This is a genomic window from Moraxella canis (assembly GCF_002014965.1).
GTDB classification, from domain to species: Bacteria; Pseudomonadota; Gammaproteobacteria; order Pseudomonadales; family Moraxellaceae; genus Moraxella; species Moraxella canis.
The window spans coordinates 53,218-66,281 of record NZ_MUXT01000008.1 but is presented as its reverse complement, the minus strand read 5'-3'; the positions used below and the strand labels follow the sequence as shown (position 1 = coordinate 66,281).

The following is a 13,064-nucleotide window of genomic DNA, read 5'->3' as shown; positions in this document are numbered from 1 at the left end:
CAATTTCGCTCATCTACCTTATCAGCTGAGCGGTTAAATTATACAAATTAGCCAATCTCTTATCACTTATTGGGAAGATTTTATGACAACTTCAAATTTTACTGAACGCCTCAAAGAAGAAACACGCAAAACACACGACAGCGTCGATCAGATGGTCATGTCGGTCAAGCCCTTTGACAGCATTGAAAACTATATCAAATTTTTAAATTTACAATCAGTGTTTCATCATATCGTTGATGATATCTACAAAAACCCTGCGCTAAACCAAGCCATTCCAGATTTAGCGTCTATGGCGCGCCACGAAGCGGTACTGACAGATTTAAGCGATCTTAAGCAGTCGGCTTATCACTTTGAAGGCACCCTACCAAAGCCTACCGACGCCAAAGCCATTGGTTGGCTTTATTGTGCTGAAGGCTCGAATATCGGCGCGGCGTTTTTGTTCAAAGACGCCAAAGAAAAACTTGGCTTTGATGAGAATTTTGGCGCACATCATTTGGATGCTCATCCCGATGGACGCGGCAAGCACTGGAAAGCATTCCGCGAATCTTTAAATGCACTCAACCTAAGCACAGAAGATCAAGATGCCGCCATTGAAGGGGCGCTAGAAGCTTTTGAATTTTATAAAGTTGCACTTAAGCAAATTTTTGGCGAAGCCACGCCAAGCGCATGAACAACAGCCCACCGATTGAACTTGATGATCAAGGGTGGGCTAACTTAGCTGACTTAAATTGTGTAATATTAAGAATGTTTGATATAAAGTGAAACTAAATCCCTCTAACCACATTCTCAATCTTACCAAAGATCGTGTTGCCGTCTTTGTCAAACATCTCAATACGCACCACATCACCGTGTTTCATAAATGGCGTTTGTTCTTTACCTTCAATCTTTTGGTACATACGAAGCTCCGCCAAGCAGCAGTAACCGACGCCGCCATGCTCGACACTTGAGCCCCACAGACTGTCTTGTTTGTTAGACACCGTCCCTGAGCCAATGATCGTCCCTGCCGCCAGATTGCGCGTTTTGGCAGCATGAGCGATAAGCTGACCAAAATCAAAAGTCATGTCTGTGCCAGCATTAGGACGACCAAAGAGTGCGTCATTGAGATGCACAACCAGCGGTAGGTTTAATTTATTGTCCTGCCAATCGTCTAGCTCATCTGGCGTCACTGCGACAGGACTAAACGCCGAGGCAGGTTTAGACTGAAAAAACCCAAAGCCTTTGGCAAGCTCATCTGGGATCAAATTTCTTAAAGACACATCATTGACCAGCATCACTAGGCGGATTTGTTCAGCGGCTTGTTTTGGGGTGCTGCCCATTTTTACTTTGCCTGTAATGACCGCCACTTCAGCCTCCATATCAATGCCCCACGCTTCGCTTGCGATGATATCATCATTTGGAGCGATGAAGCCATCCGAGCCACCTTGATACATCAAAGGATCGTCATAAAATGACTTGGGTACTTCTGAATTTCGGGCTTTACGCACCAATTCCACATGATTGATGTACGCTGAACCATCCGCCCATTGATACGCTCGAGGCAGTGGCGAGTGGCATTTTGTGCTGTCAAATGGTAAGCCGTCAGTGCTCTCATTGAGCTTTTGATAGATATCTTGAAGCTTAGGCGCTGTGTTTTCCCAATCATCGAGAGCAGCTTGCAAGGTGGGCGCGATGTCGCTTACGGTGACATAGCGGCTCAGATCACGACTGACGACGACCAAGGTGCCATCTAGTCCGCCTTGTTTTAGGGTGGCTAATTTCATAAAAACTCCTGATTATTTTTATATTTTAAAAAACACATCACTCACACATCGGGTGGCTCTGTGCCATCATGAACCCACTGTGCGTGTTTGGGGGCTTTTTTGGTTTGCGCCCATTCATTGAGCATCTGCCATTTGACCTGATCAAGCGCGCGGTTCATCCGATCGGTTGAGATATCACAGGCAAGCTCAATGCGATGTCCATTAGGATCAAAAAAATAAATACTCTTAAATAGCGTATGATTCACAGGTCCCAAAACCTCCAAGCCTTCATCAATCAACCTGTGTTTGGTGGCGTTTAATGTCTCTTCGCTATCAACTTTGAGCGCCAAATGCTGAGTCCAAATCGGCGTATTTTCATCACGTCCCATCTCAGGTTTGGTCGGTAGCTCAAAAAATGCCAAAATATTACCACCCCCTGCATCCAAAAAAATATGCATATAAGGGTCAGGTTCGCCCGTAGATGGTACTTTATCCTCGGCGATGGCAAGCACAAAGTCCATGTGTAAGTGCTTTTGATACCATTCAACCGTCTGTTTGGCATCCTTGCAGCGATACGCCACATGATGCACGCCTTTGGTCAGGGACATGAAAACTCTCCTTGGTGATGTGCGGTTTGTTCTATCATTTCATCAAAAAATGACCCTAAATAAAAGTTGGATTTTATGGATTATTTATCAGACTATACGATAATTCCTGTGATTTAATGCATGAATTTACCAATGAATACTAAGAAACCTCGATATACAAGCTCACCGACCTTGAAAGCTGATGGATTCTCAAATCATGAATAGCTATGATAAATATTGACGGTCATTAAAGTAATTAAAATCCCCCAGAAGCAATCATGCAACTGGGGGATTTTAATTGGATTAACCAAACAATCAATTAAGCGTCATAAGGATCGCGCAACACGATGGTCTCATCTCGATCTGGACCTGTTGAGATAATGTCCACAGGGCAACCGACAAGCTCTTCGATGCGCTTAATATATGCTTGGGCATTGGCAGGCAATGCATCAAAATTGGTCACACCAATCGTTGACTCGCTCCAACCTGGCAAGGTTTCATATTTTGGGGTGACTTTTTCATAATATTCAGCATCATAAGCGCCTGCACATTCACCTTCTGGCACTTCGTAGCTCGTACAGATATTAATCTCATCCAAGCCATCAAGCACATCAAGCTTGGTCAAGCAAATTCCACTCATTGAGTTTAGCACAACTGCACGGCGTAAGCTTACCGCATCAAACCAACCACAGCGACGAGCACGTCCAGTTGTAGCGCCAAATTCATGACCTACTTTTGCCAAATGGGCGCCCACATCATCAAACAGCTCTGTTGGGAATGGACCTGAGCCAACACGCGTGGTGTATGCCTTAGTAATACCCAGTACATAATCCAAATACAAAGGACCTAGACCTGTCCCAGTAGATACGCCGCCAGCTGTCGTGTTTGAGCTGGTAACAAACGGATATGTCCCATGATCAATATCAAGTAGCGTCCCTTGAGCACCCTCAAACATCAGATTTTCGCCATTTTGGCGGCGAGTCTCTAGCGCGTCGGTCACATCTACCACCAAGTCTTTGAGCTCGGCTGCCCATTCTTGACATAGTTTAAGTGTTGCGTCAAAATCGATGCCATCGACTTTATAATATTCAGTCAGTGCAAAGTTATGATATTCAAGCAAATTTTCTAGCTTTTCAGGCAGATCCGCTCGGAACAGATCGGCGACTTTCAGCGCGCGACGAGAAACCTTATCTTCATAAGCAGGACCAATGCCGCGTCCTGTGGTGCCGATTTTACCATTACCACGCTTGATTTCGCGCGCTTGATCCAAGGCAACATGATAAGGCATGATCAATGGACAAGCAGGCGAGATGCGCAACCGCTCACGCACAGGTACGCCCTTTTCGATCAAGCCATTCATCTCTTTGAGCAGTGCATCAGGGGCAAGCACAACGCCATTACCAATAAAACAAGTCACGCCTTCGCGCAAAATGCCTGATGGAATCAAGTGCAAGACGGTTTTTTCGCCGCCAACGACTAGCGTATGACCTGCATTATGACCGCCTTGAAAGCGAGCGACGGCGGTGGCTTTTTCGGTGAGCAAATCCACAATCTTGCCTTTACCTTCATCGCCCCACTGACTGCCCAGCACTACGACATTCTTACCCATAATGTATCCTTAAAAGTTACTCAATAAATCAATCAACAATCAAATCAGCGACAGTCAGCACTCATCACCAACTAAGCGCACCGCCCAAACAGGCTTATCTTGATCAGTATCCCAATGCAGGATACCATCAATCTGATCAGGCTTATCATCCACAGTCAAAGGCTTAATCACAATACAGCCTTCAGATTGCAAAGTTTTAATTTGTGCCGCCAAATTGGCTTTCGTGTCTGAATCGGCATTTTGTAGATCATGATAATCCACCCAAATCACGGTGTCTTCTTCAAGCTCTACAAATTCAAGCAAGCGATTAATATCCATGCTAAAGCCAGTCGCGCCACGTGCCACGCCTTGAGTTGAGATCCCGTCAAAGCGTCCGCCGCGCACCAAAGCCTGAGTCTGCGTGGTTCTATTGCTCAAATACACATCAAAGACCACGCCAGTGTGATAATGATAGCCTGACAATTCAGTCACATCAATGCTCACGCTCATGCCAACTGCTCTGATATGCGCCGCCAAAGTCGCAAGCTCATTTGCCGCTTGGATGATGTCATCATCTTGGCGAGCTTTATCAGACAATTTACTTAATAAAGCCTCGGCATTTGGCGTACGATCACTGCTTAGCGTATGTTTAGCCAACACCAAAAAATCGGTTGCATCACTTGGGCTACTTAGGCTTTGTCCAATATTTTGGCACCATTTGGCAAGCTCTGGCATGGCTTTTTTATGATAAATACCAATCAGCTCGTCAGCGTCTTTGCTTGAAACGTCATGCAACTGGCATAAGCGATCAAAAATAGCCACATGTCCAATATCCACATGCAACGTCTCTCGATCCAGTCCGATCTCATCCACCAGTGCTGCCAGCAGGTCAATCAGCTCAAGCTCAGCACGGATGTCATCCACCCCAAAAATCTCAGCACCCAACTGAAGCGGCGTACGCAGTCCAAACAGACCAGTCGGTAGGGTTTTGACAACCTGCCCAACATAACAGTAACGGCTAATGCCTTTGCCATATTTGCTGTCGATGCGTAAAATTTGCGGCGTAATATCGGCACGCAAGCCCATCAAGCGTCCATTGAGCTGATCGATAAATTTGAAAGTTTGGCGTTTTAAATCTTCATCGGCATTATTAAGTAGGCTTTCGGTGTACTCAATCAAAGGTGGCGATACTAAGCGATAACCGTGCGCTGTGAGCACAAATAGTAAGGCGTCACGCAAGCTTTCTTGTTTTTGAGCATCGGTAAATAGGACATCAGCCACGCCATCAGGTAGGAGCCAATTTTGCTGAATGTGTTTTGCATCCATTTGGTGTTCGGCGTTAGAATTGGTAGTGCTATGCTTTGGCACAAAAAACCCCTGTCAGCAAATAAAAACAGTCAAACAAGCGTTTGACCAAAAATACTGTGTCATGAAAAAATAAATTGGGCTATAATAAGCACCACAACAATAAATGGGCTGTCATTGACCCATTTGTGATCACAGTGAGAATTTTTTCTTGACTAGTGTACCATACCTTAGCAGGCTTGCAAGGTTAATTTGAAAAAAATTTTCATCAGTGGCTAAATTATCCATGAAGTCATCAAAAGCCATGATTTAACTGATGAAAAATTGCTGCATTATTGCTATAATAATCAACTGAATATAAAAATCTGCTCTATATTTTTAGGGTTTTGGCAAACTGATCATCACGAAATTTGCGATTTTTTTTGGGGATTTTATGACACAGCATAATACACAAACCGATCACACCCCAAATCCAAACGACCTTAATAACTCAACCGAACCCATCACCATTCCTGATCCTGTCATTCAGCAAGATGAGCTGTTTGATGAATCAGACATGATCAAAGTCACCACTGACTCTGAGCATACTCCCGAAAGTGCAGAAACATTCCACGATACGCATGACAGTTACATCTATGGCGATGCCGATGCTACGGATGAAGACACCATCGAGACGATGACCGTCTATGATCCTGATGCAGATCGTTTGGAGGATATTGAGCAATCAGGTGGCAATGAAACGGTCATTTGTTATTCTTATTCTCGTAAAACGGGTGCGCCGATTGAGGCTTTGGCGATCGAGGATGTCAGCCGCACGCTCACTAATAATAATCAGTTTATTTGGCTTGGCTTGTATGACCCAAGCCTTGAGACGGTGCAAGAGGTTCAAGATGCTTTTGATTTGCATGAGCTTGCCTTGGAAGATGCATTTGCCGATCATCAGCGCCCTAAAGTCGAAAGCTATGGCAACGATACCATCTTCGTCGTCGTGCGAACTGCCAAGCTTGAGGACAATCAAATTCGCTATGGCACCACCGCCATTTTTATGGGCAAAAATTTCATCATCAGTGTGCGCCGAGGAGCGTCCAACTCCTACACACCTGTCCGAGAGCACTGTCACCGCCGCCCCGAAAAGCTGCGCTTAGGTCCGATTTTTGTACTGCATGCGATTTTGGACTTTATCGTCGATAACTATTTGCCAATCACTGACCGATTGGGTAATTATCTGCGCGAGCAAGAGCGTAATATTTTTTCGCACGAATTTAGCAAATCTACCCTAAAAAGCTTGTATGAGCTGAAATCTCAGCTGGTGCACATGCGAGCGGTGATTTTACCTGTTCAAGATGTGTGTAACTTTTTTATTAATCATAAAAAAAATGAGCTGATCTCTGCCTTCCCTGTCGCCGCTAAGCCATATTTCCGCGACGTTAACGACCACCTTTTGCGCTCTATTGATGCGGTCAATGGTCTGAACGAAATGCTGTCTGTGGCGATGGATACGTATATGGCGATGGTCACGATGGGGCAAAACGACGTCGTGCGTAAGCTTGCGGCATGGGCTGGTATAGCGGCTGTGCCGACGGCGGTAGCTGGCATCTATGGCATGAACTTTGACTACATGCCTGAGCTGCAGATCAAATATGCGTATTTTGTCGTACTCGGTGCCGTGATTGGTGTGTGTTTGTTCTTATATTCTAAATTTAGAAAGGCAGGTTGGTTGTAATTTATCATTTAAACTGATAACTTCATAAGTTTTATATATAATTTTTGATTTTATTGGCACAGTGCTTAAGTTTCCATTAAAATGGCTGCTTAATTATTGTGCTTTTTTATTTGAGTTTATCATCAAAATAAGGGATGGCTATGGCTGAAGCTGGTATGGCAAGCGAGCTGATACAAGTCGTTACACTGCTTGGGGCTGCCGTGATTGCAGTTCCTGTTTTTCGTAAAATTGGCTTAGGATCCGTCCTTGGCTATTTGGCTGGCGGTCTGATCATCGGACCGTTTGGCTTGGGGGTATTTACCGATCCACAGACCATCATCCATATCGCTGAGCTTGGCGTGGTGATGTTTTTATTCATTATCGGTCTTGAGATGCATCCATCGCACTTATGGGGTCTCAGACGGCAAATCTTCGGGCTTGGCTCTTTGCAGGTGCTAGGTGCCACCGCCTTAATGATGCTGGTGATGAAGCTGTTTGGGGTATCATGGCAAGTGGCTTTTGTGGGTGCATCAGGCTTTGTGCTGACCTCGACGGCGATCGTCATGCAAACTTTGGGCGAAAACAATGAGTTATCCACCGCCAAAGGTCAAAGCATGGTGTCCATCTTATTATTTGAAGATCTGCTGATCGTGCCGCTGCTTGCCATTGTGGCTTTTTTATCACCGGTGGTGCACGCCAGCGAAACGCCAGCTTGGCAGGCGATCGTGGTCGCATTGGGTTCATTGCTTGCACTGCTGGTTGTTGGACGCGTGCTGATTAATCCATTATTTAAAATACTTGCAAAAACTGGAGTGCGTGAGATCATGACTGCAGCAGCGCTATTAGTCGTGCTCGGATCGGCGCTTCTCATGGAACTTGGCGGTCTGTCGATGGCGATGGGCGCGTTCGTCGCTGGTGTGCTGCTGTCTGAATCCAGTTTTCGACATCAGCTTGAAGCGGACATTGAGCCTTTTCGCGGTCTTTTATTGGGCTTATTTTTCTTGGGCGTCGGCATGGCGCTTGATTTATCCATCGTCGCTAAGAACTGGCAGCTGATCGGTCTTGGCGTCATCGCACTGATGCTTACCAAAGGTCTTTGGATTTATTTGGCGGCGCGCATGACCAAATCTGATCACGCCATCGCCATTGAACGCGCGGTCATGATGGCTCAGGGCGGCGAGTTTGCTTTTGTGCTGTTTTCGGCAGCGGCGACTCATTCGGTGATATCTGCCGATACCCATGCCAATTTGACCGCAGTCGTTGTGATATCCATGGTGCTCACGCCACTATTTTTAGTGATCCATCAAAAATACACAGCCAAGCACAGCGCCAAAGCTTCTTTTAGAGACAGTGATGCGATCGACGAAGAAAACCCCATCATCATCTTAGGACATGGCAGATACGGACAAGTCGTGAATGGTATGATGACCGCTTGTGGCTATCACACCACATTGATTGATAGTGATGCTGATCATGTGGATGGGTTGTCAAGCTTGGGTATCAAAACCTATTATGGTGATGCCACACGATTTGATCTGCTTGACATGGCGGGCATCGCCAAAGCTAAGCTGGTGATCATTGCCATTGATCACCCTGAAAAAGCGCTGTCCATTGTACGCCATTTGCGCCATACTTATAGCGACTTGCCGATCGTGGCGCGCGCTTATGATCGCGTTCATGCCTATCAGCTGCACAGAGCAGGCGCCAATGCAGTGATTCGTGAGACTTTTGACTCAGCGGTGCGTAGCGCACGCACAGGGCTTGAGCTTCTGGGGATGGACAGTGAGATTGCCGAGCGCATCGCACATTTATACCATCACCGAGATCGGGACGGCGTCGCCGCAGCTGCCCAAACCTATGACCCAAATGTCAGCCGCTATAAAAACACGCACATGATCAGCATGCTCAATGAGCATCGCGCGCATACCAAGGTGATGATTGAAAAACTCTTGCGCGGTGAAGAAATCGAATGGCAGCCAAAACGGGGTACTTATTTGGGTCAAGAAAATCACTAATCAATTAAAATGCCTTGAACTTAATTCAAGGCATTTTAATATGAATTTAACATTAAATTAACCAAAAGCTACTAAAGCACCATAGCAGCAATCCAACCAAAAATAATCAAAGGAATATTATAATGAATAAAAGTTGGAATGACAGAATCACGAATATGATCATGCTGACCGTCTGCATTTAGCCCCAGGGTAGGTCCCAGCGTAGAGTCCGACGCAGGCGAGCCAGCATCGCCCAACACGCCTGCTGTCGCAATCAAAGCCACCGTAGCAGGCACACTAAAGCCCATCGCCATGCATAGCGGCACATAGATGGTCGCAATGATGGGGACGGTAGAAAATGACGAACCAATCCCCAGCGTCACCACCAAACCAACAAGCAGCATCGAAAACGCCGCAAGCATTTTGTTATCGCCAAAGATACCCACCACGCCATCAACCAACGCATCAATTTGCCCTGTGGCTTTCATCACTTCTGCAAAACCTTGAGCGCAAATCATGATAAAGCCAATCATCGCCATCATCTTGATGCCATCATTAAACACGTCATTGGCATCGCGCCACTTGACGACGCCTGTCGCCATAAATATCGCAAAACCCACGAGCGAGCCAATCAATAAAGAATCCGTCATCAGTTGCGCCACAAATGCCGCGACAATCGCCGCCACCGCCACGACGACATTGAGCGTGCCAACGTGAGTGGGTGCTTGACTGACCGCCACCGCTTTTTCTTGGTAATCGCGGGGTTTGCGATAAGTCACAAAAATCGCGATCAAAAGCCCGATCAGCATACCCAAAGCAGGAATCGTCATGGTTTGCATCATTGAGATATTATCGGTTGCCATGCCTGCTTCATTGACATTTTTAAGAATAATTTGATTCAAAAAAATATCGCCAAATCCATAAGGAATGAACATATATGTATTGACCAATCCAAAGGTCAAAATACACGTCACAGCACGGCGATCCAAGCGCAAACGATTCATCACCAATAATAGCGGCGGCACGATCAGCGGAATGAAAGCAATATGAATCGGCACAATGTTTTGGGACATCATCGCCATGATAATCAAGATAAAAAATAAGAAAAACTTAAGCTTGCCTGCGCCATCGGTGTGCTGCACTTGAGCAATCAGCTTATCTGCCAACATCTGCGGCAGTCCTGAATGAGCGATCGCCATCGCAAACGCGCCAAGCATGGCATAAGACAAAGCGATCTGTGCACCGTTTTTAATACCATCTTGAAAAGAAGTCAGCGTATCAGCGACTGACATGCCCGCCACCAAACCGCCGACGAGCGCCCCAACCACCAAGCTTAGCACCACATGCACTCGTGCAAGCGATAAGCCCACCATCACAATGACAGCAAGCAACACAGCATTAATCATCATCACTCCCAACTCACCCATCAAAATCAAACGAAGTATTATACCCCAAAAACCAGTAAGATTTTTTTAATAATATGATGATAAATCAATAACTTAGAGATTTAATTATTATAGACAATTTGCACAACTGCAATCATCTAGCAATGTTTATTAAAAGCTCATTGATCATTTGCCAAGTTTTTATGGGCAAGCCTTGCAATTTATTGCAGATGCCACCATAAAACTGTCATCATTTTAACACATAAGGAATGACAACAATGACGATTTCAAAATCCGATTATTATGAAAACCCAGGGCAGCTGCCACTGTTAGCGGTGCGCGATGTGGTGGTTTACCCTTATATGCAAATCGCTTTGTTTGTGGGTCGTGAGCAATCCATCAAAGCCATTGAACTGGCTCAAGAAGCACACGATGGCGAGCTGATCGTCGTCTCCCAAAAAGACTCGCTTGCCGAAGAGATTAACATCAATGATCTGTATCAATTCGGTACTCGCTGCCGCATTGTCAGCACCATGCCGCATGATTCTGATGACAAATGCCTAAAGGTGCTGATCGAAGGTCTTGAGCGTGTACAAATCGGTCACATCCAAAATGCCAGTGATGATGCCGATGATAGCCTGATCGTGGAATTTACTGCTGCCGATGTTGAGCTAAATCTTAGCCAAGAAGAAGCCGATGCCCAAAAGTCAGTGCTGCTTGAGCTATTTAGTGACTATGCCGAAAGTGCACTGAGAAATTCGCGCGAGCTGATCCGTGTTGCCAATGGCTTTGACAATTTGCTTGAGCTGATCTACTTTGTCGCGACGCGCACGCAGCTACCCCTTGACAAAAAGCAAGCCTTGCTTGAATCAGGTGATACCGCTGAATACTTTAAGGCGCTGAGTGAATATTTCACCAACACCAAAACCGAGCGCAGCATCGAAAGCGAGCTGCAAGACACCGTCCGCAAGCAGATGGAAAATAATCAGCGCGAATATTTCTTAAATGAAAAAATGAAAGCCATCAAATCAGAGCTGTCTGATTTAAATAATGGCGCTGAAGATGATGATGCTGAGCTTGAAAATCGTCTAAAAGAAGCTGACCTGCCTGACGATGTCCGCAAAAAAGCCGAAAGCGAATTTAAAAAGCTTAAACAAATGCCTGCGTCTTCTTCTGAAGCGTCAGTGGTGCGCGGTTATGTTGAGTGGATTTTGGACACGCCTTGGAATAAAGCCAGTAAAGTCAGTATCAACCTTGACAAAGCCAAGCAAACACTGGATAAAGACCACTATGGCTTAGATGATGTCAAAGATCGCATCTTGGAGTATTTGGCGGTACAATCCCGCGTCAAACAAATCCGCGGTCCGATTCTGTGCTTAGTAGGCCCTCCAGGTGTGGGTAAGACCTCTTTGGGCGAGAGCATCGCGCGTGCTACAGGTCGTAAGTTTGTGCGTATGGCGCTGGGCGGCGTGCGTGATGAAGCCGAAATTCGTGGTCATCGCCGCACTTATATCGGTGCGATGCCTGGCAAGATTGTGCAATCGCTTGCCAAAGTCGAGGTCAAAAATCCGCTATTTTTATTGGATGAAATTGACAAAATGGCGCAAGATTTTCGTGGTGATCCTGCCTCAGCCTTGCTTGAGGTCTTAGATCCTTCCCAAAATAAAGCGTTCAATGACCATTATTTGGATTTGGATTTGGATTTGTCGCAGGTGATGTTTATTTGTACTGCCAATAGTATGAATATCCCGCCTGCCCTGCTTGATCGCATGGAGGTTATCCGCCTGCCTGGTTATACCGAAGATGAAAAAATGGCGATCGCCAATAATTATCTGACGCCAAAAGCCTTAGAACAAAATGGCTTAAAAGCCGATGAGCTGACGATCACCGATGAGGCGATTACCAGTATTATCCGTCATTATACCAGAGAGGCAGGTGTACGAAACCTTGAGCGCGAGATTAATAAAATCAGCCGAAAAGCAGTTCGCACACAAATTGAAAAGTACGGCACTAAGCCTAAAAAAGGTGTAAAAATCGAGGGGCTGACCATTAATGATGAGAATATCTCAGACTTTTTAGGCGTCAAGCCATTTGACTATGGCTTAGCAGAAAAAGAACCTGAAATTGGTCGCATCACAGGTCTTGCATGGACTTCTGTAGGTGGGGAGCTTTTGACCATCGAGTCTGCGACGATGCAAGGCAAAGGCGAGCTTGTGTTTACAGGATCGCTTGGCGATGTCATGAAAGAGTCTATCCGAGCCGCGATGAGCGTCGTGCGTGCCAATGGCGAGCGATTTGGTATTGATTATGAAAAATTTAAAAATACCGATTTGCACATCCACATGCCCGAAGGCGCCACGCCCAAAGACGGTCCATCGGCAGGTATCGCACTCACCACTGCCATCGTCTCTGCGATGACGGGTATTGCCATCCGCGCCGATATAGCAATGACTGGCGAGGTGACTTTGCGTGGTAAAGTCCTGCGCATCGGCGGGCTCAAAGAAAAGCTCTTGGCGGCGCATCGCGGCGGGATCAAGCATGTTTTGATACCCAAGTCCAATGAGCGTGATTTGGTCGAGATTCCTGACAATGTCAAAGAAGGCTTAATCATTCAGCCAGTTGAGACGATTGATGAGGTGTTAGCGGCGGCATTAGTTGAGCCGATTCGCCCAATCCCACCAAAAGCAGTCACGCACGATAGCAGTAGCGATACTGTCCGCAGCTAAACGACAGCACACCTTGCGCAGATCTTGGCAAGGTGTGC

At 46.1% G+C, this 13,064-nt stretch carries 9 protein-coding genes; 4 read left to right on the top strand and 5 right to left on the bottom strand.

Annotated features, from left to right (window positions below; genetic code table 11):
- Positions 1–82: 82 nt before the first annotated feature.
- Complete coding sequence (locus B0180_RS06425; RefSeq protein ID WP_078256182.1) at positions 83–670, top strand: biliverdin-producing heme oxygenase; 588 nt, start codon at positions 83–85, stop codon at positions 668–670.
- A gap of 94 nt (positions 671–764) precedes the next feature.
- Here the strand turns inward: B0180_RS06425 and B0180_RS06420 are convergent, their stop codons facing one another.
- The 4 genes from B0180_RS06420 to B0180_RS06405 form a co-directional block, all read right to left on the bottom strand.
- Complete coding sequence (locus B0180_RS06420; protein ID WP_078256181.1) at positions 765–1,760, bottom strand: fumarylacetoacetate hydrolase family protein; 996 nt, start codon at positions 1,758–1,760, stop codon at positions 765–767.
- Between the two features lie 41 nt (positions 1,761–1,801).
- Positions 1,802–2,347 carry a VOC family protein gene (locus B0180_RS06415; protein WP_078256180.1) on the bottom strand — a complete coding sequence of 182 codons (546 nt, stop codon included), beginning with the start codon at positions 2,345–2,347 and terminating at the stop codon, positions 1,802–1,804.
- Positions 2,348–2,645: 298 nt separating this feature from the next.
- Positions 2,646–3,935 carry an adenylosuccinate synthase gene (locus tag B0180_RS06410; protein WP_078256179.1) on the bottom strand — a complete coding sequence of 430 codons (1,290 nt, stop codon included), beginning with the start codon at positions 3,933–3,935 and terminating at the stop codon, positions 2,646–2,648.
- Between the two features lie 54 nt (positions 3,936–3,989).
- On the bottom strand, positions 3,990–5,282 hold the full coding sequence (locus B0180_RS06405) for an ATP phosphoribosyltransferase regulatory subunit (protein WP_078256178.1): 1,293 nt from the start codon (positions 5,280–5,282) through the stop codon (positions 3,990–3,992).
- A 370-nt stretch (positions 5,283–5,652) separates the two neighbouring features.
- Between B0180_RS06405 and B0180_RS06400 the strand changes: the two genes are divergently transcribed.
- Positions 5,653–6,942 carry a magnesium and cobalt transport protein CorA gene (locus B0180_RS06400; RefSeq protein WP_078256177.1) on the top strand — a complete coding sequence of 430 codons (1,290 nt, stop codon included), beginning with the start codon at positions 5,653–5,655 and terminating at the stop codon, positions 6,940–6,942.
- A 140-nt stretch (positions 6,943–7,082) separates the two neighbouring features.
- On the top strand, positions 7,083–8,936 hold the full coding sequence (locus B0180_RS06395; RefSeq protein WP_078256176.1) for a monovalent cation:proton antiporter-2 (CPA2) family protein: 1,854 nt from the start codon (positions 7,083–7,085) through the stop codon (positions 8,934–8,936).
- A 71-nt stretch (positions 8,937–9,007) separates the two neighbouring features.
- On the opposite strand, the gene B0180_RS06390 is transcribed toward B0180_RS06395, so the two are convergent.
- The gene (locus tag B0180_RS06390) at positions 9,008–10,324 is read right to left on the bottom strand and encodes a Na+/H+ antiporter family protein (protein ID WP_078256460.1); all 1,317 of its coding nucleotides are present in this window, start codon (positions 10,322–10,324) and stop codon (positions 9,008–9,010) included.
- Positions 10,325–10,578: 254 nt separating this feature from the next.
- On the opposite strand from B0180_RS06390, the gene lon reads away from it, so the two are divergent.
- Positions 10,579–13,026 (top strand): endopeptidase La, encoded by a 2,448-nt coding sequence (gene lon / locus B0180_RS06385; protein ID WP_233424945.1) that lies wholly within the window; start codon positions 10,579–10,581, stop codon positions 13,024–13,026.
- The last annotated feature ends 38 nt before the right edge of the window (positions 13,027–13,064 follow it).

Coding starts and splice junctions, on each gene's coding strand:
- B0180_RS06395 (WP_078256176.1), top strand. CDS start 7,083: ATGGCTGAAGCTGGTATGGCAAGCGAGCTGATACAAGTCGTTACACTG.
- B0180_RS06420 (WP_078256181.1), bottom strand. CDS start 1,760: ATGAAATTAGCCACCCTAAAACAAGGCGGACTAGATGGCACCTTGGTC.
- B0180_RS06425 (WP_078256182.1), top strand. CDS start 83: ATGACAACTTCAAATTTTACTGAACGCCTCAAAGAAGAAACACGCAAA.
- B0180_RS06410 (WP_078256179.1), bottom strand. CDS start 3,935: ATGGGTAAGAATGTCGTAGTGCTGGGCAGTCAGTGGGGCGATGAAGGT.
- B0180_RS06390 (WP_078256460.1), bottom strand. CDS start 10,324: ATGATGATTAATGCTGTGTTGCTTGCTGTCATTGTGATGGTGGGCTTA.
- lon (WP_233424945.1), top strand. CDS start 10,579: ATGACGATTTCAAAATCCGATTATTATGAAAACCCAGGGCAGCTGCCA.
- B0180_RS06415 (WP_078256180.1), bottom strand. CDS start 2,347: ATGTCCCTGACCAAAGGCGTGCATCATGTGGCGTATCGCTGCAAGGAT.
- B0180_RS06400 (WP_078256177.1), top strand. CDS start 5,653: ATGACACAGCATAATACACAAACCGATCACACCCCAAATCCAAACGAC.